This window comes from Enterobacter sp. BWH52 (assembly GCF_001037565.1).
Taxonomy (GTDB): domain Bacteria; phylum Pseudomonadota; class Gammaproteobacteria; order Enterobacterales; family Enterobacteriaceae; genus Enterobacter; species Enterobacter hormaechei_C.
Genome location: NZ_KQ089854.1, coordinates 2,528,062 through 2,554,350 on the forward strand (window position 1 = coordinate 2,528,062; position 26,289 = coordinate 2,554,350).

Sequence of the window (26,289 nt, forward strand, 5' to 3'; positions counted from 1 at the left end):
CCTGTGTGGAGCCTGTGGCTCTCTAAATCGACATTGCTGATTTGCAGCGAAGGTAACGCTATGAAAGATGGTGAGAATTGATAACGATCAAGACGAAGGGGGACTCTGAGGGGGGGTATTAGATCAAATACCACCAAAGCGGTAGCCGTTAATATTTCTTAACCTTATGATTTATATAGATATATTTTATTTATCGTACAATATGTGAGGCAGAATTTAACATCTTAGGTATTAAGGGGTAGAGACACCTGTTAAGCGATGGCGATCACATCGTTACCTGCGGGTGAGCACGGGTAACGCCATTAGTATGTTGTAACTATTCAGCGATTAAAAAAAGCGCGGCACTCAGGCCGCGCAAACGGATAATCAAGCTTACTTGTTTTTCTTGGTATTACGGCCATATACCAGCCAGGTGATGACCACGCAGGCGATATAGAAGACGAGGAATACTTTCATCGCACCCGCCGGAGAGCCGGTCAGATCCAGTGAGATACCGAACGCTTTTGGAATAAAGAAGCCGCCAATCGCGCCTATCGCAGAGATAAACCCAAGCGCCGCAGCGGTATCGGTGGCGGCTTCACGCATTGCCTGCTCGTCGCTCCCACCCTGCGCTTTCACGCGGTCCATGGTCAGCTTGCGGAAGATGACAGAGATCATCTGGAAAGTAGACGCACTGCCCAGCCCGGCGGTCAGGAACAGCACCATGAAGACGCCGAAGAAGGCAAAGAAGTTACCCCCCTCACCACCCGCAGGCAGCGTCAGGAACAGCAGCGCACAGAAGATGGCCATTACAACAAAGTTCACCAGCGTAACGCGCGTCCCGCCCAGACGGTCGGAGATCATCCCGCCCAGCGAACGTGCCAGCGCGCCGATAAACGGACCGAAGAAGGCAAACTGAAGGATCTGCACGTCCGGGAACTGGGTTTTAGACAGCATGGCAAAGCCTGCGGAGAAACCGATGAACGAGCCGAAGGTCGCCAGATACAGCAGCGCCATCACCCACAGGTGGCCACGCTTCAGAACCGGCAGCTGCTCGCTCAGTGACGCTTTGGACGCGGACAGATCGTTCATGAAGAACCACGCCGCCAGGGTAAAGACCACCAGGAACGGTACCCAAATCCAGGAGGCGTTTTGCAGGAACAGCACGGAACCGTCGGGCTGCGTCACACCGCCGCCGCCAAAGGCCGCAAAGATGGAGACAGAGATCGCCAGCGGGGCAATCAGCTGCATCACGCTCACGCCCATGTTACCCAGGCCGCCGTTAATGCCCAGCGCGCCACCCTGCTTCGCTTTCGGGAAGAAGAAGCTGATGTTTGCCATACTGGACGCAAAGTTCGCCCCCGCAAAACCGCACAGCAGAGAGATAATCACGAACACGCTAAACGGTGTGGAGGTATCCTGCACCGCAAAACCGAGCCACACGCACGGTATGATCATGATCCCGGTACTGAAAGCCGTCCAGCGACGACCACCAAAGACCGGCACCATAAACGCATAAGGAACGCGCAGCAGTGCGCCTGAAAGCGACGGCAACGCGGTCAACATAAACAGCTGATCGGTGGTAAAGGTAAAGCCCACTTTTGGCAGGTTAACCGCAACCGCACTGAACAACATCCAGACGCAAAACGCCAGTAACAGACATGGAACGGAAATCCACAGATTACGACTTGCTACACGGTGGCCGCGCTGTTGCCAGAACGCCGGATCCTCTGGACGCCAGTCTGTAATAACGGCACCAGTTTCCCTTTCGGGAGCGGAAGAGTGACTCATAGACACCTCTGATTCTCGAATGATGCTGCAAACATTAGGGCTTTAGGGCGGCGGTAAGTTGATATAAATCAAAGGAAAAGTGGGAGGTTTTGCGGCAAAAAAAAAGCCATCACTCTTAATGAGTAGATGCAAAACGTAAAAAAGGTGTGGTTTTTCACGGTGCTGAGGCATCCCTGCTTCGTCCACCCACTAACCGTTACCCCTCTGGCAATTTAGAGGTAATCCTTTATTGGTATGGGTATACTCCAGGGTATGCACCAGAATAGCGCCATTCCTGCAATCAGGTCACGTCAGGAGCCCGGCAACTCTATGTTAAAAAGATGTTTATCTCCGCTGACGCTGGTTAACCAGCTGGCGCTTATTGTTCTGCTGTCCACCGCTATCGGTGTGACCGGCATGGCTATTTCTGGCTGGCTGGTACAGGGTGTACAGGGTAACGCGCATGCCATCAACGAGGCAGGCTCGCTACGTATGCAGAGTTACCGGCTACTGGCGTCGGTGCCGCTGACGCAGGCTGACCAACCGCTTATCGACGAAATGGAGCGTACCGCATTCAGCCCTGAACTGGAAAGAGCCGCCATCCGTGACGGTCAGCAATCTCAGCTTAAGGCGCTTCAGGGCTACTGGCATACCCAGCTGGAGCCCGGCTTAAAGCGGGCGGAAGACCGGGAAACGGTCGCCCAGGATGTCGCCGGGTTTGTGTCACGCATCGATCATCTTGTCTCCTCATTCGATCGCACCACAGAGTTACGCATTGACCGTGTGGTGATGGTTCACCGCGCAATGGCGCTGTTTATGGGTTTGCTGCTGATTTTCACGGTTATCTGGCTGCGCGCGCGGTTGCTTAACCCCTGGAAACAGCTCCTGGCGATGGCCCGCGCCGTCACACAGCGCGATTTTACCCAGCGCACGCACATCAGCGGGCGCAACGAAATGGCGATGCTTGGCGAGGCGCTCAATACCATGTCGGCAGAGCTATCAGAGAGCTACGCGGTACTGGAACAACGCGTCCAGGAGAAAACCGCCGGGCTTGAGCAAAAAAACGAGATCCTCTCTTTCCTCTGGCAGGCGAACCGTCGCCTGCATATGCAGGTCCCGCTTTGCGAACGTCTCTCGCCAGTACTGAACGGCCTGCAAAACCTGACTCTGCTCCGCGATCTTGAGCTTCGGGTTTACGACGTTGAAGATGAGGAAAACCATCAGGAATTTACCTGTCAGTCGGACATCTCCTGCGACGATAAAGGGTGTCATCTGTGCCCGCGCGGCTTGCCGCCGCTTACCACCAGCGGCACGACCCTCAAGTGGCGGCTGATGGACAGCCATACCCAGTACGGTATTTTGCTGGCCACCCTGCCCGCCGGACGTCACCTGAGCCACGACCAGCAGCAGTTGGTCGATACGCTTGTTGAGCAGCTCACGGCCACGCTGGCGCTCGACCGCCACCAGGAGAAACAGCAGCAGCTGATCGTGATGGAGGAGCGTGCCACCATCGCCCGCGAGCTGCACGACTCCATCGCCCAGTCCCTCTCCTGCATGAAGATGCAGGTGAGCTGCCTGCAAATGCAGGACGAAGGCATGCCCGAGAGCAGCAAACAGCTGCTCAGCCAGATCCGCAACGAGCTTAACACCTCGTGGGTTCAGCTTCGCGAGCTGCTGACCACCTTCCGTTTGCAGCTCACCGAGCCGGGGCTGCGCCCTGCGCTGGAGTCCAGCTGTCAGGAGTTTAGTGCCCGGCTGGGCTTCCCGGTGAAGCTGGATTACCAGCTGCCACCGCGTTTTGTCCCCTCTCACCAGGCGATCCATTTGCTGCAAATTGCCCGTGAAGCCCTGAGCAACGTGCTCAAGCATGCCGAGGCGACGGCCGTTACGGTCACCGTCAGCTGCCAGGATAATCAGGTGAAGCTCAGGGTTCAGGATAACGGCCGCGGCGTGCCGGAAAATGCCGAACGAACGAACCATTATGGTTTAATTATCATGCGAGACCGCGCGCAAAGCCTGCGCGGTGATTGCCAGGTTCGCCGGGGAGAGTCAGGTGGCACCGAAGTAGTGGTCACCTTTATACCCGAAAAGCCCCTCATAACTGCTCAAGGAGAAAACCATGACTAATCAGGAACCGGCATCTATCCTGTTGATTGACGATCATCCGATGCTGCGCACTGGCGTTAAACAGCTTGTCAGCATGGCGCCAGATATCACCGTCGTCGGGGAAGCCAGCAACGGCGAACAGGGTATTGAACTTGCCGAATCGCTCGATCCTGATTTGATCTTGCTCGATCTCAACATGCCGGGCATGAATGGCCTGGAAACCCTCGACAAGCTGCGGGAGAAATCCCTCTCTGGCCGGGTGGTGGTCTTCAGCGTCTCAAACCATGAAGAAGACGTGGTCACCGCCCTCAAGCGAGGGGCAGACGGCTATCTGCTGAAAGATATGGAGCCGGAAGATCTGCTCAAGGCGCTGCAACAGGCTGCCGCAGGCGAGATGGTGCTGAGTGAAGCGTTAACGCCGGTACTGGCCGCCAGCCTGCGTGCGAACCGCGCCACGTCTGATCGTGACGTCAGCCAGTTGACCCCGCGCGAGCGTGACATTCTGAAGCTGATTGCCCAGGGGCTGCCGAACAAAATGATCGCCCGCCGTCTGGACATCACCGAGAGCACGGTCAAAGTGCATGTCAAACACATGCTGAAAAAAATGAAGTTAAAATCCCGCGTCGAAGCCGCCGTCTGGGTGCATCAGGAGCGCATTTTTTAACTTACTCATCCGGCAGCAACTTCCACCGTGGATCGTCGGCAGGCATTGCGACGAGCGGTTGCACCACGGAAAGCGTGATCTCATTGGAGGAGACACGCTGCCCATCCTTATCTTCCACCACGGCCGTTAGCCGCCATGCGTTTTTCGCCCCTTCCGAATCATCCCATGCAGGCATGATCACACTCCAGCCATCGCTGCTGTTGCCGTTTGCCGGTGAGGTCAGGCTGAGCGCCTGGGTATCACCCAGCCAGTGGATCTGCCGGATACCGTGCTTGCTGCGAATTTGCAGCTTCAGCATCACGGTTTCGCCTGGCTTAAGATCCCACGGCGGCGTGGCCAGATATACCGAGAGGGTTTTGCGCTGACGGAATTCCATCACGGGCAGATTATCGCGCTCAGGTGAATCATAGCGGCTGCCCCGCAGCGAGCGCGTCGCCGCCACTTCCCCGGCGGAAAGCTGTTTCGCCAGCGGCACGCCAAAGCGATAGTTGAGCTTCAGCCCGAGGTTATTCTGGCTAACGCCGCTCTCCCCCTGCTTATGGGCAGCCGTCAGGGTGACCAGCGGAACGGGGATATAGTTCAGCCCCAGGTTGACCGCAACCGGATTGTGATACCCCGTACCGCTGTTAAACAGATCGACGTTATCGCCAAAATACTGTTCAAAGCTGACGCTGGTGTTCAGGTGATGAAACCAGGGAAGCCAGGCTTTGGCCGTTACGTCGTACCCGCGCGCCATGCGCTGTTCGCGGATGTCGGAACGCGGCTGCCAGCCAGCGAACGGCTGGTAGTAATTGGCCGACAGGCGCAGGTTTTCACCCCACGCCTCTGCGCCCAGCCCGGCACGTTGCAGGTTGTCTTCCAGCAGGTTGTCGTAAAAGGTGTTGTAGCCCAGCAGCCAGTTTCCGGCAACCCAGCGCTGCCCGATCCCGACATTGCTCACCAGCCCATCTGTCTGCTGCGTCAGGCCAAGCTGGCTCCAGCTCAGATAACGGGTGTTGTCGTTCCAGGGGATAAACCAGCTACCGCTGCTGCCGTTAAAGTTGCCGTCGTCATCCACCAGTACATTGACGTTGGCGTTTCCCCAGGGTGAAAGCCAGGATTCAATCTGCTCGTTGACTTCCCCACTGACGGCATCCCGCACTTTGCCAAACGCGAACTGTCGCGCCTGCTGCCCGGCCGTCAGGCCGTTATCGGTCATACTGGCTTCACCGAAGGCCTTTGCCATTTCAGCCAGATGCTTTTCGCCTTCGGTGGTCGGTTGCGCCATACCGAGATCCGGCAGGCTATCGCCGTTATTATCAAACGGATTCTGCGCCTGCTGCACGAAGGATTTCGGCGCACCGTGAACGGCTCCAGCCGTAAAAAGGGAGAGTAACAGCAAAAAACGGATGCGGGACGATACAGCCTTCAACGTCGTCAATCAGAACCTGTGTTTATGAACAAACACTTATTATGTTAACGCCATAAGCACTGAAAACCAGTCTTAACAGAAATTTCAGGAATATCCTGAAAAGATTTGTCGGGTGGCGGCTTCGCCTTACCCGACCTACAAATTCGTACCGGTGCGAAGCCGCCAACCGACGCCCTTGCACTATTATCCCAACAGCGCTTTCAGCTCCGGCACGCAGGAGCCGCAGTTCGTGCCGCAGCGCAGCTTCACGCCCAGCGCTGCGGCAGAATCACAGCCTCCGGCTATCGCCTTACGTATCGTATTTTCACCCACGCTGAAGCAGCTACAGATAATTCGCCCGGGATCGGCATCTTCGCCCGGCCGTTGTCCGTGCAGCAGCGCATGGCGTTCAGCGAGTTGTACGGGTGCAGCAGCAAAGGCTTCTTCAATAAACGCATGCGCCAGCGCCGGCAGCGTATGGCCCTCCCAGTAGCCCAGCATCAGCTCGCCGTGATGCCAGGCGAGCACGCTGCTGCGTTCTCCCGTCTGTGCCACCTGTAACTGCCAGCCCCGACCGCTGGCGTACGCCCTGACCCACGACAGCAACGGCTGCTCCCCCGCCACCGTCAGACGTGAGGCTTTACGCCACCAGCAGACCGACGGCGGCAGCGCTGGCAGCTCGCGGGCATACAGTTCACCCTGCCAGGCCGGTAGCCAGGGCATGATCCTCACCGCGGTTTGTTTACTCTCCGGCTGGCCGGAACCAGCATCAATCCGCCCTTCTACCAACGCATTGACCTTCCCCTGCCGTGCAAATTGCGCGTTCCAGTGCATCGGCGCAAACAGCTCGCCCGCACGCTGCGCGGTGGAGATACGTACTCTGGCAACCATCACCCCGCGCGGGGAGCTTATCCGCGCCAGCTGGCCGTCAGTCAGCCCAGCGCGCGCCGCATCGGTTGCGTTCATCTCAACAAAAGGCTCATCAATATGCTGCATCAGGCGCGGAACATACCCCGTGCGCGTCATGGTGTGCCACTGATCGCGGATCCGCCCGGTATTCAGTATCAAGGGGTACAATTCGTCGACGCCTGCCCCATGCGAGGAAGGATCAACCGGTACAAGATTTCTTTGCGGTAAATCACCGGCATGCCACTGATAAGGCGCCAGCGCGTCCCACGCCTCTCGCGACAGCGACGCCAGTTCGCGCAGGTTTAGCGCCCGTTCGCCGTTATTTTCAAACGCCGTCAGCGCCGCATGTTCACAAAATATCTCCTGAGGGTGTTCCCAGGCGAAGGCATCGCCATAACCGAGCTGGTCTGCCATCCGGGCGATTATCCACCAGTCCGGTCTGGCCTCGCCCGGCGCAGGCAGAAAGGCACGCTGGCGGGAGATACGGCGTTCAGAATTGGTCACCGTGCCGTTTTTCTCGCCCCAGCCCAGGGCGGGAAAACGGATATGGGCAAACCGGCTGGTGTCCGTCTCCTGCATCACCTCAGATACCATGACCAGCGGGCAGGCCGCCAGAGCCTGGCACACCGCGTGGCTGTCGGGAAGCGACACGGCAGGGTTGGTGCCCATGATCCACACCGCCTTCACCTCGCCGCGCGCAATGGCGTCAAACAATTCCACCGCCATCAGGCCCGGGGTCTGCGCCAGCCGTTCCGTTCCCCAGAAACGCGCCACGCGCGAAAGATCGTCCGGCTCGAAGTTCATGTGCGCCGCCAGCTGATTCGCCAGCCCGCCCACTTCCCGCCCGCCCATGGCATTTGGCTGTCCGGTCAGCGAAAACGGGCCGCAGCCAGGACGGTTGAACTTCCCGCTGGCAAGATGCACGTTAATGATGGCGTTACACTTGTCGCTGCCGGTGGAGGACTGGTTGATCCCCATGGTGTAGAGCGTGATCGCGCGTGGCGCGGTGATAAACCAGTCGTAGAAGGTGCTAATCTCGTCTGAAGGCAGATCGCAAAACGCCGCCACGCGAGGGATCGGCCACTCGCCCCGCCCCTGAATCAGATTGAGCAACCCCACAAACAGCCCGGCGTCGCTGCCGGGTCTGAGCGCGAGGTGGAGATCGGCGATATCGCAGGTGGCGGTTTTACGCGGATCGATCACGACCACTTTCATCTGCGGATTGTTGTGCTTTGCCTGCACCAGCCGCTGATACAGCACCGGATGCGTCCAGGCCGCGTTTGAGCCAACGAGTACCACCAGATCGCTGTTTTCCACGTCCTCGTAGCTGCACGGCACCACGTCTTCACCGAAGGCGCGTTTGTAGCCCACCACCGCCGATGACATGCACAGCCGCGAGTTGGTATCAATGTTCGCCGCCCCGATAAAGCCTTTCATCAGCTTGTTGGCGGCATAGTAATCCTCGGTCAACAGCTGGCCGGAGGCATAAAACGCCACCGCCTGCGGCCCCCATTCGTTGATGATGTTCCGTAGCCGCTCGCCCGCTTCGCCCAGCGCCTGCGGCCATGCCACCTCCCGGCCATCGACCACCGGGCGCAGCAGGCGTCCCTGCAACCCCGTGGTTTCCCCGAGGGCAGATCCTTTTACACACAGACGACCGAAATTCGCCGGATGAGTTTCATCCCCCCGAATGCTCACCTTTTCACCGTCTGCGCTGGCGACCACGCCGCAGCCCACCCCGCAGTAAGGGCACGTTGTCCGGGTTTCGGTCATGAGGCCTCCGCACGCATCACCAGCTCTTCATTTCCAACCCATACCTTGCCGTTTTCAATTTTTACCGGCCAGGCGCGCACCACGGGTTCGCCATTCTCCACCTGACAGCCGTCGCGCAGACGAATACGTTGCTTGTAGAGCGGCGAGATCACCACCGGTTCCCCCGCCGCATCGCCGAGGATGCCGCGTGAAAGCACGTTCGCGCGGCTACCCGGCTCCCGATCGTCGAGGGCATAAACGTTTTTGCCAAAGCGGAACAGCGCAATCGGTTTGCGCCCAAGATGCGCACCGATGCCCGCCTGCTCCGGGATCTCATCGATATTACAAATTTCCTGCCAGCGCTTGTTCTCCTCCGCGGCGGGGACGTTCACCGCAGTGCGGAACAGCGCCAGGCGGTCAGGATCGTTAAGGGTGGTTTGCCATTCGCACTGGTAGGTCTCCACCACCCGAGCCATCTCCTGCTCCAGTTCGTGGGCGATCCCCAGGCTGTCGTTGAGGATCACCTCGCGCAGATAGTCGAGGCCGCCTTCCAGGTTATCCATCCAGGTACTGGTACGTTGCAGACGATCTGCCGTGCGAATGTAGAACATCAGGAAACGGTCAACGGTGCGGATCAGCGTTTCGTCGTCCAGATCGCTGGCGAAGAGGTCCGCGTGGCGCGGCTTCATCCCGCCGTTGCCGCACAGATAGAGGTTCCAGCCTTTGTCCGTGGCAATCACCCCCACGTCTTTGCTCTGCGCCTCTGCGCACTCACGGGTACAGCCGGAGACCGCCATTTTGATTTTGTGCGGCGCGCGCAGGCCCTTGTAGCGGTGCTCCAGCCTGACCGCGAGGCCGGTGGAATCCTGCACGCCGTAGCGGCACCAGGTCGACCCGACGCAGGATTTCACCGTGCGCAGAGATTTCCCGTAGGCATGTCCGGTCTCAAACCCGGCCTCCACCAGCGCCTGCCAGATTTCCGGCAACTGTTCGAGCGTGGCGCCAAACAGGTCAATACGCTGCCCGCCGGTAATTTTGCTGTAAAGGCTATAGCGTTTCGCGATCTGGCCGATGGCGATCAGCCCGTCGGCGGTCACTTCACCCGCAGGCATCCGCGGGACGATGGAGTAGGTTCCGTCCTTCTGAATATTGGCGAAATAGCGATCGTTGGTGTCCTGCAACGGCAGATGCGCCGGTTTCAGCAGATACTCGTTCCAGCAGGAAGCCAATACCGATCCCACCAGCGGCTTACAGATCTCGCACCCGTGCCCCTGACCGTAGCGGCTGATAAGCTGGTCAAAAGTGCGGATATGGTTGACGCGCACCAGGTGGTAAATCTCCTGACGCGAGTACGGGAAGTGTTCGCAGATATCTTTCTTCACCTCCACGCCCTGCTCCGCAAGCTGGAACTCCATCACCTGCTTCACCAGCGCGCTACAGCCTCCGCAGCCGGTCGCCGCTTTGGTGCACTGCTTAATGGCGCCGATATCCGTTGCGCCCGCGCTTACCGCCTGGCAGATATCCCCTTTGCTGACGTTATGACACGAACAGATCTGCGCGCTTTCCGGCAGCGCCGCCACGCCCAGCGCTTTCGGCGCGCTGCCTGACGATACGGGTAAGATCAGCGTTTCCGGTTCTTTTGGCAGGCCGATGCCGTTGAGCATCATCTGCACCAGCGTGGCGTATTCGCTGGCATCGCCCACCAGCACGCCACCCAGCAGGGTTTTGCTGTCGTGGCTGACCACAATTTTTTTGTAGATTTGCTGCGGCCCGTGCGTCCACTGGTAGCTCAGCGCACCCGGCGTGCGCCCGTGAGCATCGCCAAACGACGCCACATCCACGCCCAGCAACTTGAGTTTGGTACTCATATCCGCGCCGGTGAAGCGCTTCTCCTCACCCGCCAGCACAGCGGCGGCCACGCGCGCCATCTGGTAGCCCGGGGCCACCAGGCCAAAGATTTTTCCCTCCCACAGCGCGCATTCGCCGATGGCAAGCACGTCCGGATCGGAAGTCCGGCAGCCGTCGTCAATACAGATACCGCCGCGCTCGCCGATAACCAGCCCGCTGCTGCGCGCCAGCGCGTCCTGCGGACGAATACCGGCAGAGAAGACCACCATGTCCGTTTCCAGCTGTTCACCATCGGCAAAGCTCAGCACCAGCCCGTCGTCTGCGGTGGCAATCTCCGTCGTCGATTTACTGGTGTGCACCCCTACGCCCAGCGCCTCAATTTTCTTGCGCAGCATTGCCGCGCCGTCGCTGTCGAGCTGCACCGCCATCAGGTTCGGCGCAAACTCCACCACGTGAGTTTCCAGCCCGAGCTGCTTAAGTGCATTCGCCGCCTCCAGACCCAGCAGGCCGCCGCCAATTACCACGCCGCGGCGAGAGCCTGCCGCATGGGCCGCAATGTTGTCCAGATCGTCGAGGGTGCGGTAGACAAAACACCCCGGCAGATCGTTGCCCGGAACGGGTGGTATGAACGGGTACGAGCCGGTCGCCAGCACCAGCTTGTCCCAGTGAGTCTCATGGCCACTGGCGGTACGCACTACGTGTGCATCACGATCGATAGCAACGATCTGCTGCGAGAGGCGCAGCTCAATGCCGTTATCGGCAAAGAACTCCCCCGCCACCAGCGAGAGCGAGTCCGCGCTGCGTCCGCCAAAATATTCCGACAGATGCACGCGGTCATAGGCGGCATAGCGCTCTTCGCCAAAAACAATAATCTGATACTGCTGATGCAAATTGCGGTTAACGCAGTCTTCGAGGAAATGATGGCCGACCATACCGTGCCCAACCACCACCAGAGTAGGTTTTGTCATAGCGTTCTGTCCTGCAACCTGCGGTTGCGTTGTGAAACGATCGAACAGCCAGTCCGCGTGGGCGGGCGCAGCCGTTGCCAGTAAATCGGTAAAGGTTGCCGCGCTGCGGCAGTCACCCAGCAGCAGCACGCCAGCCAGCGCCCCCTGATGGATCAGTAAACGTCGATAGTGACGGGTCAGCGGATCCCATGAACTCCAGACCACATCGTCCGCCTGCGCCGTCGCGCGCCCGAGGCTGAACAGATCCACGCCGGTCACCTTAAGGCGCACGCCGTTGTCGGTCAGGGTAAACGGCGCGGTGACCTCCCCGGCCAGCCGCGCGGCAAGAATATCCGCCTGCGCCAGACAGGGGGCCACCAGGCCAAACGTCTGGCCGTCAATTTCGCAGCACTCGCCGATGGCGTAGATACCCGGCACGGAGGTTTGCATCTCCTGATCCACCACGATGCCGCGCGCGCAGCGAATGCCGCTGGCATTCGCCAGCGCAACGTTGGGCTGCACGCCGGTTGCCAGCACCACGCGCGTGGCGGCAATGCGGCGTCCGTCGAGCGACGTCACGGCATCGTCAGCGATGGCGGTGATGCCGGAGGCGAGTTCACAGCTAACGCCCCGCGCCGCCAGCGCCTCTTCCAGCAACAGTCCCGCCTGCTGATCCAGCTGCTGTTCCATCAGCCACGGACCGCGATGCACGAGCGTGACGTTGTCACCCTTGCGCGCCAGCGCTGCCGCTGCCTCCACGCCGAGTACGCCGCCGCCCAGCACTACCGCCGGCCCGGAGATATTCTGGATGGCGCGGGTTTCTGCCAGGGTGCGAAAGGTGAACACATGCGGCGCATCGCCGCCGGGGATCGGCGGTACAACAGGGGTAGAACCGGTGGCAAACACCAGCGCATCCCAGCCCAGCGTGCGAGCAGAGGTATGCACTTCACGCGCGTTGACGTCTACTGCGAGCGCCGTTTCTCCTCGCAGCACCGTCACGCCTCGTGCCGTGTACCAGTCTTCATCGTGCAGACAGATGTGCTCCGCCTGCTTTTCGCCACCCAGCACTGGCGAAAGCTGGATGCGGTTGTATGCCTGCTCCGGCTCGTCACCGATGACGGTGACAGCGAAACGACCGGGAACACGCCCGGTGAGCGACGCAATCAGCCGGGTTGCCGCCATACCATTACCGATAATGACCAGTCGCATCGTGCCCCCTCATTACGCCGCTTTCGGCTGTTTTTCGTAGAGGAAATGGAGGATCTGCTGGCGCATGTGGTGATAGCGGCTGTCGTCCGCCAGCTGCACCCGGTTGCGCGGGCGCGGCAGATCGACGCGCAGGATCTCACCCACGGTGGCCGCCGGGCCGTTGGTCATCATCAGTACGCGGTCAGAGAGCAGTACCGCCTCGTCCACGTCGTGGGTGATGAGCACGATGGTGGTATTCAGCGCCTGCTGGATCTGCATCACCGAATCCTGAAGATGGGCACGCGTCAGCGCATCGAGCGCGCCAAACGGCTCATCCATCAGCAGCACTTTCGGCTTCATCGCCAGCGCGCGGGCAATCCCGACGCGCTGCTTCATGCCGCCGGAGATCTCCCCGGGATGCTTGTGCAGCGCGTGGCCCATCTGCACCCGGTCGAGATTGTGCTCAATCCACGCTTTGCGCTCGGCCTTACTCATGGTGTGACGGAAGACCTGATCCACCGCCAGCGCCACGTTGTCGAAGCAGGTCAGCCACGGCAGCAGCGAATGATTCTGAAACACCACCGCGCGCTCTGGCCCCGGCCCGGCGATTTCGCGGTTGTCGCAAATCAGCCCGCCTTCCGTCGGCAGCGTGATCCCGGCGATCAGGTTTAACAGCGTCGACTTGCCGCAGCCGGAGTGACCAATCAGACTGACGGTTTCGCCCTCGTGGATATCAAAAGAGACGTTTTGCAGCGCCAGAAACTCGCCGCTGGCGGTGGAAAAACGCTGGCTCACGGCCTGGACCTGAATTAACGGTTTCATCTTCACTCCTTATTTTTCCTGCCAGCTAAAGCGACGGGCGATCAGCATCAGCCCCTGCTCCAGCAGCAACCCGACCACGCCAATGATGACGATGGCGATGAGAATGTTTTCGACGTTGAGGTTGTTCCACTCATTCCAGATCCAGAAGCCAATGCCTAAACCTCCGGTGAGCATCTCGGCGGCGACAATCACCAGCCAGGCAATGCCAATGGAAAGACGTACCCCGGTCAGCACCGCAGGCAGCACGGCCGGGAAAAGAATGCGGCGCATGATGGTCCACTCTGAGAGTTGCAGCACCCGGGCCACGTTGAGGTAGTCCTGCGGAATACAGCGCACCCCTTCGGCGGTGTTAATGACCATCGGCCAGATGGAGCAGATAAAAATAGTCCAGCTCGATGCAGGCTCCGCTTTCTGGAACAGCAGCAGGCCGATAGGCAGCCAGGCCAGCGGGCTGACCGGACGCAGTAGCGCGATCAGCGGGTTGAACATGCGGGAGAAAAAGGTGAAGCGGCCAATCAAAAAGCCCAGCGGAATGCCCGCCAGCGCCGCCAGACCGAAGCCGATGGCGACGCGCTGCAACGACGCCAGCACGTTCCAGCCAATGCCCATATCGTTTGGCCCGTCGCGATAAAACGGATCGGCAAACAGGGTCATGGCCGAATCGAGCGTGCTGAGCGGCGTCGGAAAGCCTTTACTGTTTATCGCCGTCAGCTGCCAGAGCACCACCAGCAGGCCGAGACCGAGCAGCGCCGGGATGACGCGCTGTAAAAAATCATTCATCCGACGCGTAAACGCGGGCGCACGACGGCGAACCTGTAACGGAGGCAGGACTATCACTTCCCCGCTCTCTGACGTCTCTTGTGGTTTTGTATTTTGCAGATGCTGCATACTCAGGCCCCTTTACGGTGAATGGCGAAGCGGTTGGCGTACCCTTCCGGATCGGTGCCGTTCCAGACGGTGCCGTCCATCAGGGTGCTGCTGCGATACGGTGATGACGGTGTGGACATGCCGCCCACGGCGGTCGCGGCATCCTGCCAGACCGCGGTCTGGTTAATGCGCTGTGCAATGCCCGCGTAATCCGGCGCGGCGTTGAGCAAGCCCCAGCGGCGGAACTGGGTTAAGAACCACATGCCATCGGAGAGATACGGGTAGCTCACGGCACCCTCGTTGAAGAAACGGATCGGGTGCGCATCCTGCCAGCGCTGACCGACCCCGTTGTCGTACTCGCCGAGCATGCGTCCGGTGAGATACTGTTCCTTGCAGTTGAGCCAGGCGCGGCGCGAGAGGATCTGCGCGGTTTCGCGTTTGTTTTCCGCTGACGCCTCGATCCAGCGCGCGGCTTCCATCACGGCGCTCACCAGCGCCCGTGCGGTGTGCGGATTTTTCGCCACCCAGTCGCGTCGGGTGCCGAGGATCTTTTCCGGGTGATCGGCCCAGATGGACTGCGACGTAGCGGCGGTAAATCCGATGCGGTCGTTAATCGCCCGCGCGTTCCACGGCTCGCCAACGCAAAACCCGACCATGTTGCCAATGCGCATGTTCATCACCATCTGCGGCGGCGGCACCACCACGGTGCGCACGTCGTCAAACGGGTTAATCCCCGCGCTGGCCAGCCAGTAGTAGAGCCACATGGCGTGCGTTCCCGTCGGGAAGGTATGCGCGAAGGTGTAAGTTCCCGGCGCCTGCTGCGCAATCAGCTTTTTCAGCCCGTCGAGGTCACGAACGCCCTTCTCCGCCAGATCGCTGGAGAGCGTAATGGCCTGACCGTTCTGGTTGAGGGTCATCAGGTTCGCCATCTGCTGCGGCTTGCCCGCGATACCCAGCTCCAGACCGTACAGCAGGCCGTAAAGAATGTGCGCGGCGTCCAGTTCGCCCGCCACCAGCTTGTCGCGCACCGCCGCCCAGCTCGCCTCTTTGGTCGGCACAATAGTAATGCCGTGTTTTTTATCGAACCCCTTCAGGGCCGCGATAACCACGGGCGCGCAGTCGGTCAGAGGTATAAACCCGATACGCACGGTATCCTGCTCCGGCTTATCTGACCCCGCCGCCCATGCGGCCTGCATGACACCCGGCAACAGCATCGCACCACTCGCCAGCATGCTGGCCTGCAATAACCGCCGTCTCGACAAATCCGCCATAATTGCTCCTGAAAAAAGGCAAAAAAAAGCGCCCGACGGTGCTGAAGCACCGCTGGACGCCTTTATCCTGAAGACGCATGCACCGCCGTTGGCGCATCGTCGAAAATGGTTAATCTGTTAATGCAAAGGTAATGCCAGCTTTTCATCCCCGGCGTTACGGGGTTTCTGCAAGAAGAGCGCTGTATTACGCACCTCAATCAGGCATAAATTGCCCACTGACTGTGCAACTACTCCCCAGGGGGTATCTTCCACAGATTTTTCACCGTAAGCAGCGCACGGGCGATATCTACCATGCGTTGGTTTTTATCCATCGCCATTTTGCGCAGGGCGGTCCACGCCTGCTCCTCGCTCATGTTCTGGTGCGTCATCAGCACGCTTTTGGCTTTGTCGATGGTCTTACGCTCCTCCAGCGTGTCGCGCAGGGAAGCAAGCTGACGGGAGAGTTGCTCAATTTCACGCGCCTGCTGGCGCACCAGCGGCAGCAGCGGTTTATCCGGAAATCGCGCCAGGATATCGTCGTGTTCATCGTCTGCGTGCAGGTTTTCGCTATAGCGGCGCTCCTCAACTGCCGTCATCAGATCGGCAATCGCCACCTCCTCCAGCGTGCGCAGGTGCTCAAGGCGCGCGGTTTGCAGGGCAAACCATTTGAGGGCGGTATCACCGTTATCTGCCGGAGGCTGGCGGGTGCACGCTTCACGCCTGAGTTTTTCAGTCTCCAGACCCGGCAGGCAGTTGAGGGTAAATGACTCCTGCACGTCTGGAGTGCAATGGGAGATAAAAACCTCAAAGCAGGCCTGCTGGCCATCAATGCGATCCACCAGCCGCTGGCGGGTTTCATCGTCAAAGAATCCCTGGGTGAAACCAATAGCCCCCAGCGCCCGCTCTTGTCCCACAAGTTCTTTGCCCTGCATCAGGCTGTAAAGGGCCACAAATCGGCCCGCGATGTGCGGATCGTCAATGCTGTCGCTGAGTTGGGGTACGATACTGAGCAAATGACGCAGTATGCGGCTGTAATGTTCCATCGCCTGCGGCGCGGTGACGCATTGACCTGTAACGCCATCACGCAGCGCCGTTAGCGTCTCAAGGCCGTGCAGTGCGCTGGCAATACGTTCGCACAGGGCGCTGCCCGGCAGCGGTTCGTTAAACTGAAGGTGCAATGCGGCGAGGTTTTCATCCACCAGGGCCCTGCTGGCCTTGCATTCAGGCGCGTACAATTTGCCCTGCGAGCAGAGCCAGACATTTGACGCACCGCGCTCGCACTGTAGCATATGCACCAGTCGACTGATGCCGTTCACCAGTGCGCCCAGCTGCGCCAGTCTGCCGAGCTGTTCCTCGCGCAACATTCTCGCACGCTGGAACCATTCGGTTGCGCCAGGGGAACTGCCAGCCACTATCGTCATCGTTTCTCTCCCCGATACGTATTCTTCGGTACGAGAAGCAATATTCGTGCCTTTTCAAAGAACAGGAGTCAACATGCAGAAGATTGTGATCGTCGCCAACGGTGCGGCCTACGGCAGTGAATCCCTTTTTAACAGCCTGCGCCTGGCAATCGCGCTGCGCGATAAGGAGAGTGAGCTGGAGCTGCGCCTCTTTTTGATGTCCGACGCCGTCACGGCCGGGCTGAAGGGGCAAAAACCCGCAGAGGGCTACAACATTCAACAAATGCTGGAGATCCTGACCGCGCAAAACGTTCCGGTCAAACTGTGCAAAACCTGTACCGACGGGCGCGGCATTACCGGGCTGCCGCTGATTGATGGCGTGGAAATTGGTACGCTGGTGGAGCTGGCTGAATGGACGCTTTCCGCCGATAAAGTATTAACTTTTTAATAATAACCCGCTAAAAAAATTATTTTCTTATGGACGCGGTTTCAGCATCAAGTTTACCTGCACCGTTGCCGATAGGCATGGAAACAACACAGCAGGTATTACACTTATGTTCAGATCCATTCGCGCCCGCATCATTGCCGCGACGACAGGCTGTCTGGTCGTCGCCCTTCTTCTTAATACCATTATTAACTTTCAGGTCACGCGCCAGGATAATCAGCAGTCGCAGCGCGATATTCTGACCAGCACCAGCGCCAGCCACAACATGGCGATTGCCGACTGGGTGAACAGCAAAATAACCGTCATCACTTCGGCGCAGTCGGTCGCGCTCAGCGACGATCCGGTTCCGGTGTTTAAACAGCTTGCACTGGCGGGTGGATTTACCAACGTCTACGTGGGTTATGCCAGCAAAACGGCTAAATTTTCTGACCCAACCGGGGTGCCCGCTGATTACGATCCCACCCTTCGCCCGTGGTATCAGCAGGTCGTCAGCGCTGATGGCCCGGTAGTGACTGCACCCTATGTGGATGCGGGCACCGGGAAACTGGTGGTGACGTTCGCGGTACCCGTTAAAGAGCAAGGCGCCCTGAAAGCGGTGGTGGCGGGCGATGTGGCAATGGACAGCGTGGTGGCTAACGTGCGCGGTATTCACCCGACTCCGGCCAGCAGTGGACTGCTTTTGGACAGCAACGGCACCGTAATTGCCGGCAGCGATCCTGCGCTGACGCTTAAGCCGTTTACTGAAACGATCAAAGGGACCGATTTTGCCACTCTGAAAAGCGGCAACCTGGTTGACGGAACGTCAAACGGACGCGAAAAAACGTTCCTGGCCACCGCCGTGCCGGGGACGCACTGGCTGCTGGTTGTGGCGCTTGATAACGGCGATGCCACCGCCGGGATGCGCTCATTGCTTAAAGCTTCTGCACTGTCGCTGGCAATCCTCGCCCTGCTGAGCGGAGCCCTCATGCACCTCCTGATTGCCCGCCTGCTTAAGCGGCTGTTCGGTATCCGTGACGCGATGAACAACATTGCCAACGGTACTAACGATCTGTCGCAGCGTCTGCCGGATAAGGGGGGCGATGAAGTGGCGCAAATCGCGCAGGCGTTTAACGCCTTCAGCGATAAGCTTTCTGTGGTGATGGTCCAGCTGCGTGATGCGAGCGCCTCAGTGAAAAACGCCGCGCATGAGATTGCGGCGGGTAATCAGGATCTTTCCGGGCGTACCGAGCAGGCGGCATCAAGCCTTCGCGAAACCGCCAGCGCCGTGGAAGAGATCACGGCCTCCGTTACGCAGTCAAACGAGTCGGCAGCAGAAGCGAACGAACAGGCGAGCAAGGCCTCTGCCGCCGCATCCCGCGGCGGCGACGTCGTCGCTCAGGCCATCAGCACCATGCAGTCCATCGAACTGGCTTCCGCGAAAATCGGCGATATCACCAGCGTCATTGACGGCATCGCCTTCCAGACCAATATTCTGGCGCTTAACGCCTCGGTGGAAGCGGCACGTGCCGGGGAGCAAGGCCGTGGGTTCGCGGTCGTTGCGGGGGAAGTACGTAACCTGGCCAGCCGCAGCGCTCAGGCGGCGAAAGAGATCAAATCCCTTATTGATTCCACCACCGAAAGCGTTGCAACCGGCTCCCGGTTTGTGCACCTTGCGGGCGACAGCATGGATGAGATCCGCGCCAGCGTCGGGAGCGTGTCAGGCATAATGCGTGAAATATCTATTGCCACCCGCGAGCAGATGAAAGGGATCCATGAAATTAACCACGCGGTGACTCATCTGGATCGCATGGTGCAGCAGAACGCCGAGCTTGTTGTACAGTCTGCTGCGGCGGCCAGCGCGCTGCAAAGCCAGGCGGGCGACCTTGCTGAGACCGCAGGCCATTTCCGCATATAATTTTTCCCGGACGCGCGTTAAACAGGGAAAAAGTGCGTCCGCTGAAAGGTTTCAGGGATTTTGTCATTTTTGTTTAATCGTTGCGCCATTTTTTGATCGAAATCAGCATCCCACTCCTGCCCCTTTGGTGTTATGCAATGAGTAAATTGTGAACAACATCACGCTCGGGATGGGCAAAAACGACGGGGTATAAAATGGCACGAGTTAAAACAAGTCTGAAACTGTTTGGCGGGGATACGGTAGTGGTGCGTTGCTCAGAGCGTTGCCGCATCCATCTGATAAGTTCGAAAGGACAGAAACAATCGCAGGCAGATATCCTTACCGTCCAGGACGATAAGGCCTGGCTGACGGTGCCTTACACCGGCACCTGGGATGTGCTGATCGACAGCCACAGCCAGTCGCTCGAACATTCCGTAAGTTACGTGGCAGCATAACCATAAACGCCCGGCCAGCCGGGCGTATTATCAGGCAAAACCTGGCCGCAGCGTATTGCTGAGCGGGTTCCCTTCCAGCAGCGCTTTCACCTTCACCACCAGCTCACTCAGACAGTCGTCCTGCATACCGAGACGCGTCAGCTCCTGATCGAGCGAGAAAAGGTACTGGGCGTTAGTACCCAGCGGTCCACTGGCGGCGGCAATCAGCGGGGCAATCACCTGGGTTCGGGTGTCGGCTTCATACAGCGGGTGGCGCGGATCCATAATGAACACCAGCGCGTTGACGGTGCGGCCGTCATCCAGTTCCAGCTTGCACCAGCTGGGCATATAGCAGCCGGTGATCATCTCGCGCTTCCACAGCAGCGTCAGCTCATCTTCCAGCGTGGTATCCGGCAGCCGGTATGCCACGCCCGTGGTGCGCCCGCCCTCTTTTAGTGCAAGCATGCGTCCTGGCTGACACGCGCTGCCGCGTCCGGCGGTCAGGCGCAAACAGAAGGCGCGGTGCCAGCCAGGCAGCGTTCCGGTTGCCGATTCAACAAATTCGAGCGCCGGGTTCCACATCAGCGAGCCGTAACCAAAGATCCAGACCGGGCCATCATCCGGGCGGCAGGCCAGCGTTGCCGCAAGCGACGCCGCACGTTGTTCAGCCGACCACAGAAGCGATTCCTCAATAGCACCAAATGCCGTCTTACAATCTGCCTTCATCAAGAAATCACGCGTTAACACATTCCACCTCCGCCACTGCATGCTTCCTTGCGACATCTGTAATTCGCCTTCCCGGCATTCTGTGCTGTTCATTTTAACAGCAGTTGAGCAACGATAAGCAATTCGCGGGCCAGATGCAATACAGCGGCAGGTCAACCGCCTGAAATGTCAAAAGGGAGGCAGCGTATTATTCGCGGCTATTTCTTTTTGTGCCATTTATCATCGTCCCCTTTCTCATAGTCATTTTTTACGGCGGCCCAGGCCACCTTATGGGCCGTCTCTTCGCGGCTGGCATCGTCCCGGCGATCTTCTTTATCTTTGTACTGATCCCAGGCGCTGTTAAAGGCTTCTTTGTAGATTTCCTGGGCGTGGGCAGGCAATACGTTTTGCACGTTATCTGGTAATTCGCTTTTCGATTTGTATGGCATCGTTAACCCCTCTTTTGGCTAAAAGATAAGTGTGGACGACGATACGCGAGGGTGCCAGCCAACAGAAAGAAATGAACAATATAAAAATGCAAGTCATTGTTATTAAATTAATATTTAACAGAGATAGGCCATTATAAGCCTCAGGCATAAAAATTATAATAAAGGGTAAAATTAAGTAAAAAATACAGGGTATTTAACAGATTTCTGTTAATTTAATACTTTTAAAATCTATCTATAATTACAAGCACCTGCATTGTTGGAGAAACACATGACAGCAACACACGAGGCGGTGAAAACCCGCCACAAGGAGACCTCTCTCATTTTCCCGGTTCTGGCACTGGCTGTGCTGCTCTTCTGGGGAAGCAGTCAGTCATTGCCAGTGGTTGTGGGGATCAATATTCTGGCTCTGGTGGGTATTTTAACCAGCGCATTTAGCGTGGTACGCCATGCGGATGTTTTAGCCCACCGTCTTGGAGAGCCGTATGGGTCATTAATTTTAAGCCTTTCGGTTGTGATTCTTGAGGTCAGTCTCATTTCCGCATTAATGGCCACCGGCGACGCCGCGCCAACGCTAATGCGCGATACGCTCTATTCCATCATTATGATTGTTACCGGCGGCCTGGTTGGTTTTTCACTTTTATTAGGTGGTCGCAAATTTGCCACCCAGTACATGAACCTTTTTGGCATTAAACAGTACCTGATCGCCCTGTTCCCGCTGGCGATTATTGTGCTGGTATTCCCGATGGCGCTGCCGGGTGCAAATTTCACCACCGGCCAGGCGCTGCTGGTGGCGCTGATTTCCGCGGCGATGTACGGCGTGTTCCTGCTGATCCAGACCAAAACGCACCAGAGCCTGTTTGTTTACGAGCATGAAGACGACGGTGACGACGATGACCCGCATCACGGTAAGCCGTCGGCTCACAGCAGCGCGTGGCACACGGTATGGCTGATCGTGCATCTGATTGCCGTTATTGCGGTCACCAAGATGAATGCGAACCCGCTGGAGGCGCTGTTAACTGAACTGAACGCGCCGGTCGCCTTTACCGGTTTCCTGGTGGCCCTGTTGATCCTGTCGCCAGAAGGCCTGGGAGCGCTGAAAGCGGTGCTCAATAATCAGGTGCAGCGTGCGATGAATCTGTTCTTTGGCTCTGTTCTGGCGACCATCTCCCTTACCGTTCCGGTGGTGACGTTGATTGCCTTTATGACGGGAAATGAATTGCAGTTTGCGCTGGGTGCGCCAGAGATGATTGTGATGGTGGCATCCTTGCTGCTGTGCCAGATTTCCTTCTCCACCGGCCGCACCAATGTGCTGAACGGCGCGGCGCATATGGCGCTGTTTATTGCGTATCTGATGACGATATTTGCGTAATTTTTTTGCGGGGTGGCGCTGCGCTTACCCGGCCTACAAAACCCGTAGGCCCGCGCAAGCGTAGCGCCGCCGGGCAAAGAAAAACCCGCCGAAGCGGGTTTTTTTATTAGTTGCTGGTATCCAGCTCGTCGAAGCTCTTCACCAGATCGTCAATCGCTTTGATCTGTTTCAGGAACGGCTCCAGCTTATCCAGCGGCAGCGCGGATGGACCGTCGCATTTCGCGTTAGCCGGATCCGGGTGCGCTTCAATGAACAGACCCGCCAGGCCGGTTGCCATACCGGCGCGCGCCAGTTCGGTCACCTGCGCACGACGCCCGCCAGACGCGGCGCCAAACGGGTCGCGGCATTGCAGGGAGTGGGTCACGTCGAAAATCACCGGAGACTGGTTAGAGACGTTCTTCATCACGCTGAAGCCCAGCATATCCACAACCAGGTTGTCATAACCGAAGTTTGAACCACGGTCGCACAGGATAACCTGGTCGTTACCGCCTTCGATAAACTTGTCGACGATGTTACCCATCTGGCCTGGGCTCACGAACTGCGGTTTTTTCACGTTAATCACGGCACCGGTTTTCGCCATCGCTTCTACCAGGTCAGTCTGGCGAGCGAGGAACGCCGGAAGCTGAATCACGTCTACCACATCAGCCACCGGCTGTGCCTGAGACGCCTCGTGCACGTCGGTGATCACTTTCACGCCAAACGTCTGTTTCAGCTCCTGGAAAATCTTCATCCCCTCTTCCAGGCCCGGGCCACGGTATGAGTGAATGGAGGAGCGGTTGGCTTTGTCAAAAGAGGCTTTAAACACGTACGGGATGCCCAGTTTTTGGGTCACGGTCACGTAGTGTTCGCAGATGCGCATAGCGAGATCGCGGGATTCCAGCACGTTCATACCGCCAAACAGCACGAACGGCAGGTCGTTTGCCACGTTGATATCACCAATGCTAACCACTTTTTGTTTCATAGGATCGCCTTATTCAGGTGTGAATCGGAATTAAGATTAATGCAGTGTAATGTGTTTATGCGCGATCGCGTTGATCTGCGCGCGGATCATCTCGCTGATCGGGTCTTCCGGACATTGTTCGACGAAATAATTTAAATCATTCAGCGCCACGTGCTCGCAGTCGAGCTGCGCATAAATCAGGCCGCGGTCGCGGATTTCGTACGGATCTTCCGGATTGAACTGCAACAGCACTTCGCTTGCGCGCAGGGCCAGCTCCATCTGACGCTCTTCCATCAGCGCAGACTTCAGCGTATCCAGGAGCTTGCGGATCACTTCGGCGTTATCGGCTTCATCGAGATCTTCATTGAACAGCTCAGCTATCGGGCTGATGTTGCCTTTCAGCCAGACATCCAGCGTATGCTCATCCAGCGTGTCACCGTTAAACGGATTGATTAACCACATCTCACCGTCCAGCCACTCCGCCCGCAAAATCATCTGCGTCGGGAAAATGACCGGCACCAGTGGAATCTCCAGCTCGTGCGCAACCCACAGTAAAATGGCGCCCAACGCGACGGCGCTGCCCTGACGATTTTTCAACACCTGGTCCAGCCACAGTGCGTCAGACAGGCGGTACACGCCTCGCGTGTCGCAGAAACCCCATTCGCCGTAGAAAAGCTCAATCAGCTTCTCTAATTGCCAGTCCTGCGGACGTGCCTGATTGATCTCTTCGCGCGCCAGGCTGACCAGATTCTCCAGTTCAGCGTAAACGTACTGTGACGTAAAATCGTCGCGGATCATCTCTGAAATCAGGATCATACCATCGCAGAGCGGCACTTTGTTAAATTCGAAATCGGCTAAGGACCTCATGACTTACCCCAGTAACGGTATTCTTGTGGTGGCGAGTTTAATGATGATGTACAGCACCACCAGACCCAGCAAAAAGGCGATAAACCCTGTCTGCTGGCTGCGCGGACGATGACGCCCAAGCGCGATAAAACCCAAAACGATGTAGATGATAACGCCAAACAGCTTTTCAGTCAGCCATGCGCCTTTATCAGTAAATGGCAGATAGCCGGTCTTCCACATTAACCCGGCTCCGGAAAGGAACAGCACCGTGTCGATACAGTGCGGGGCGATGCGTACCCAGCGGGCGTTAATCAGCGGATTGTTGTTGTAGCGCCACCAGTAGCGGGCAATAAAAAAGCCAATGGTCAGGGCAACGGAAACCAGGTGAACGGAGATCAGCAGCGTAAACATGCTCATGACCGCTGCCCCAGCGTCAGACGTTCATTGCCGCCGTAATCCCGGCAGGTTTCCACGGCAGCGTATCCGGCATGCGTAAACAGCGCTCGCACCGCCTCTCCCTGCGTCCAGCCATGTTCCACCAGCAGCCAGCCACCGGGAAGCAAATGTTGCCGTGACGTTGTCACAATGTGATCAAGATCCGCAAGTCCCTGATTCGCAGCGACCAGCGCGGTCAACGGTTCAAAACGCACGTCGCCCTGCGCGAGATGTGGATCGTCTTCGTCGATGTAGGGCGGATTGCTGACAACCATTTCAAACATGCGGCTTTCAAGCGCGGCAAACCAGCTGCTTTGCAGAACGGAAACATTGTTCAGCCCCAGCCGTTCAACGTTGCGCCGCGCGAGGGCGACCGCATCAGGCATCACGTCTACCGCCGTCACGGTGCAGTCTGGCCGCTCGCTGGCAAGCGCCAGCGCAATCGCCCCGGTGCCGGTGCCGAGATCGAGGATCTGACACGACTGCGCCGGTAACCGCGCCAGCGCCTGCTCCACCAGACACTCGGTGTCCGGGCGCGGGATCAGCGTGGCCGCTGAGACGTACAGTGGAAGGGACCAGAACTCGCGCTCGCCAACCAGATGCGCCACCGGCTCGCCGGTTTTACGGCGGGCAAGCAGCGTCTCCAGCTGCGATTGCTGTTCAGCGGTCAGCGCGGTTTCGCCGAAAGCCAGCAGATACGTGCGGGCTTTACCCGTCACATGCTCAAGCAGAATTTCGGCGTCGCGCTTCGGGCTTTCACTTGCAGAAAGCTCACTGGCGGCATGGCGTAACCAGCGCTGAAAATCCATTAATCCTGCTCGGACAGTGCCGCCAGCTGGTCGGCCTGGTATTCCTGCACGATAGGCTCAATCAGCATATCGAGCTTGCCTTCCATTGCCTCATCCAGACGGTACAGCGTCAGGTTGATGCGGTGGTCGGTTACGCGCCCCTGCGGGAAGTTATAGGTGCGGTTACGATCGCTACGGTCGCCGCTGCCCAGCAGGTTACGGCGGGTAGAGGCTTCCGCCTGTTGGCGTTTCGCCATTTCCGCCGCGTGGATACGGGCGCCCAGCACGGATAACGCCTTAGCTTTGTTCTTGTGCTGGGAACGTTCATCCTGACACTCAACCACAATCCCGGTGGGCAGGTGAGTAATACGGATAGCGGAGTCGGTGGTGTTAACGTGCTGACCACCTGCCCCTGAAGAGCGGAAGGTGTCGATGCGCAGATCCGCCGGGTTGATATCCGGCAGTTCCGCTTCCGGCAGCTCCGGCATCACCGCCACCGTACAGGCCGAGGTATGAATGCGCCCCTGCGATTCCGTCGCAGGCACGCGCTGCACGCGGTGACCGCCGGATTCAAATTTCAGTCGACCGTACACGCCGTCACCGCTGATTTTGGCGATAACCTCTTTGTAGCCGCCATGCTCGCCTTCGTTGGCGCTCATGATCTCCACGCGCCAGCGACGGGATTCGGCATAACGGCTGTACATACGGAACAGATCCCCGGCGAACAGCGCCGCTTCGTCGCCGCCGGTACCGGCGCGGACTTCCACAAAGGCGTTACGCTCATCGTCCGGATCTTTCGGCAGCAGAAGCACCTGAAGCTGCTGCTCCATCTCTTCTGAACGCGCTTTCGCATCCTGTAACTCTTCCTGCGCCATCTCGCGCATCTCAGGATCGTCGAGCATCATCTGCGCGGTTTCGATATCTTCCTGGACCTGTCGCCAGTCGGTAAAGCATTTTGAAACATCACTTAACTGCGCGTATTCACGCGACAGCGCGCGAAAACGTTCCTGGTCGGCAATGGTCCCGGCATCGCCGAGCAGCGCCTGGACTTCTTCATGGCGCTCGTGCAGAGCTTCCAGTTTAGCGACGATAGAAGGCTTCATAGGCGTAAAT

The 26,289-nt window shown here is 58.3% G+C and carries 21 protein-coding genes; 6 read left to right on the forward strand and 15 right to left on the reverse strand.

The features are described from left to right. Positions 1-372: 372 nt before the first annotated feature. The gene (locus SK47_RS11925; RefSeq protein ID WP_003856705.1) at positions 373-1,770 is read right to left on the reverse strand and encodes a NarK family nitrate/nitrite MFS transporter; all 1,398 of its coding nucleotides are present in this window, start codon (positions 1,768-1,770) and stop codon (positions 373-375) included. A gap of 309 nt (positions 1,771-2,079) precedes the next feature. Here SK47_RS11925 and narX point away from each other — a divergent pair, with 309 nt between their 5' ends. Beyond that, positions 2,080-3,876, forward strand: a complete 1,797-nt coding sequence (gene narX, locus SK47_RS11930) for a nitrate/nitrite two-component system sensor histidine kinase NarX (RefSeq protein ID WP_003856703.1) — start codon at positions 2,080-2,082, stop codon at positions 3,874-3,876. After that, the gene (gene narL, locus SK47_RS11935; RefSeq protein WP_003856701.1) at positions 3,869-4,519 is read left to right on the forward strand and encodes a two-component system response regulator NarL; all 651 of its coding nucleotides are present in this window, start codon (positions 3,869-3,871) and stop codon (positions 4,517-4,519) included. Before narX ends, narL begins: the two co-directional genes overlap by 8 nt. A gap of 1 nt (position 4,520) precedes the next feature. Here narL and SK47_RS11940 read toward each other — a convergent pair whose 3' ends face one another. The 7 genes from SK47_RS11940 to nasR all read right to left on the reverse strand — a co-directional run bounded on the left by SK47_RS11940 (position 4,521) and on the right by nasR (position 16,913). Continuing rightward, positions 4,521-5,939 carry a YchO/YchP family invasin gene (locus tag SK47_RS11940; protein ID WP_045333134.1) on the reverse strand — a complete coding sequence of 473 codons (1,419 nt, stop codon included), beginning with the start codon at positions 5,937-5,939 and terminating at the stop codon, positions 4,521-4,523. 174 nt (positions 5,940-6,113) lie between these two features. Further along, positions 6,114-8,591 (reverse strand): nitrate reductase, encoded by a 2,478-nt coding sequence (locus SK47_RS11945; protein ID WP_045333135.1) that lies wholly within the window; start codon positions 8,589-8,591, stop codon positions 6,114-6,116. Beyond that, on the reverse strand, positions 8,588-12,574 hold the full coding sequence (gene nirB / locus SK47_RS11950; RefSeq protein ID WP_075262098.1) for a nitrite reductase large subunit NirB: 3,987 nt from the start codon (positions 12,572-12,574) through the stop codon (positions 8,588-8,590). Before nirB ends, SK47_RS11945 begins: the two co-directional genes overlap by 4 nt. A 12-nt stretch (positions 12,575-12,586) precedes the next feature. After that, positions 12,587-13,375, reverse strand: a complete 789-nt coding sequence (locus SK47_RS11955) for an ABC transporter ATP-binding protein (RefSeq protein ID WP_045336446.1) — start codon at positions 13,373-13,375, stop codon at positions 12,587-12,589. A 9-nt stretch (positions 13,376-13,384) separates the two neighbouring features. Beyond that, positions 13,385-14,263 carry a nitrate ABC transporter permease gene (gene ntrB, locus SK47_RS11960; protein ID WP_048208566.1) on the reverse strand — a complete coding sequence of 293 codons (879 nt, stop codon included), beginning with the start codon at positions 14,261-14,263 and terminating at the stop codon, positions 13,385-13,387. Between the two features lie 2 nt (positions 14,264-14,265). Beyond that, complete coding sequence (locus SK47_RS11965; RefSeq protein ID WP_023296759.1) at positions 14,266-15,513, reverse strand: CmpA/NrtA family ABC transporter substrate-binding protein; 1,248 nt, start codon at positions 15,511-15,513, stop codon at positions 14,266-14,268. 227 nt (positions 15,514-15,740) lie between these two features. Then, positions 15,741-16,913 carry a nitrate regulatory protein NasR gene (gene nasR, locus SK47_RS11970; RefSeq protein ID WP_003856683.1) on the reverse strand — a complete coding sequence of 391 codons (1,173 nt, stop codon included), beginning with the start codon at positions 16,911-16,913 and terminating at the stop codon, positions 15,741-15,743. A gap of 73 nt (positions 16,914-16,986) precedes the next feature. Here nasR and SK47_RS11975 point away from each other — a divergent pair, with 73 nt between their 5' ends. The 3 genes from SK47_RS11975 (at position 16,987) to SK47_RS11985 (ending at position 19,665) form a co-directional block, all read left to right on the forward strand. Next, positions 16,987-17,340 (forward strand): DsrE/DsrF/TusD sulfur relay family protein, encoded by a 354-nt coding sequence (locus SK47_RS11975; protein ID WP_015570354.1) that lies wholly within the window; start codon positions 16,987-16,989, stop codon positions 17,338-17,340. Between the two features lie 106 nt (positions 17,341-17,446). Beyond that, positions 17,447-19,231 (forward strand): methyl-accepting chemotaxis protein, encoded by a 1,785-nt coding sequence (locus SK47_RS11980; RefSeq protein ID WP_045351013.1) that lies wholly within the window; start codon positions 17,447-17,449, stop codon positions 19,229-19,231. Between the two features lie 194 nt (positions 19,232-19,425). Then, positions 19,426-19,665, forward strand: a complete 240-nt coding sequence (locus SK47_RS11985) for a hypothetical protein (RefSeq protein WP_003856678.1) — start codon at positions 19,426-19,428, stop codon at positions 19,663-19,665. Between the two features lie 30 nt (positions 19,666-19,695). Here the strand turns inward: SK47_RS11985 and SK47_RS11990 are convergent, their stop codons facing one another. After that, on the reverse strand, positions 19,696-20,391 hold the full coding sequence (locus SK47_RS11990; protein ID WP_017384255.1) for a gamma-glutamylcyclotransferase: 696 nt from the start codon (positions 20,389-20,391) through the stop codon (positions 19,696-19,698). Positions 20,392-20,567: 176 nt separating this feature from the next. Continuing rightward, complete coding sequence (gene chaB, locus SK47_RS11995; protein WP_032609439.1) at positions 20,568-20,798, reverse strand: putative cation transport regulator ChaB; 231 nt, start codon at positions 20,796-20,798, stop codon at positions 20,568-20,570. Positions 20,799-21,066: 268 nt separating this feature from the next. On the opposite strand from chaB, the gene chaA reads away from it, so the two are divergent. Further along, entirely contained in the window at positions 21,067-22,167 is a 1,101-nt protein-coding gene (gene chaA, locus SK47_RS12000; RefSeq protein WP_003856672.1) for a sodium-potassium/proton antiporter ChaA, read from the forward strand. Positions 22,168-22,273: 106 nt separating this feature from the next. On the opposite strand, the gene kdsA is transcribed toward chaA, so the two are convergent. Genes kdsA through prfA form a run of 5 tightly spaced genes read right to left on the reverse strand, consistent with a single transcriptional unit; the run spans position 22,274 to position 26,279 of the window. After that, positions 22,274-23,128 (reverse strand): 3-deoxy-8-phosphooctulonate synthase, encoded by an 855-nt coding sequence (kdsA, locus tag SK47_RS12005; protein ID WP_003856671.1) that lies wholly within the window; start codon positions 23,126-23,128, stop codon positions 22,274-22,276. A gap of 36 nt (positions 23,129-23,164) precedes the next feature. Next, positions 23,165-23,974, reverse strand: a complete 810-nt coding sequence (gene sirB1 / locus SK47_RS12010) for an invasion regulator SirB1 (RefSeq protein ID WP_003856670.1) — start codon at positions 23,972-23,974, stop codon at positions 23,165-23,167. Between the two features lie 3 nt (positions 23,975-23,977). Next, positions 23,978-24,364: an invasion regulator SirB2 gene (gene sirB2 / locus SK47_RS12015; protein WP_369701965.1), complete on the reverse strand. Its 387-nt coding sequence runs from the start codon at positions 24,362-24,364 to the stop codon at positions 23,978-23,980. Positions 24,365-24,366: 2 nt separating this feature from the next. Further along, on the reverse strand, positions 24,367-25,197 hold the full coding sequence (gene prmC / locus SK47_RS12020) for a peptide chain release factor N(5)-glutamine methyltransferase (RefSeq protein ID WP_045351014.1): 831 nt from the start codon (positions 25,195-25,197) through the stop codon (positions 24,367-24,369). Continuing rightward, the gene (prfA, locus tag SK47_RS12025; protein WP_003856667.1) at positions 25,197-26,279 is read right to left on the reverse strand and encodes a peptide chain release factor 1; all 1,083 of its coding nucleotides are present in this window, start codon (positions 26,277-26,279) and stop codon (positions 25,197-25,199) included. Before prfA ends, prmC begins: the two co-directional genes overlap by 1 nt. Positions 26,280-26,289: the final 10 nt, after the last annotated feature.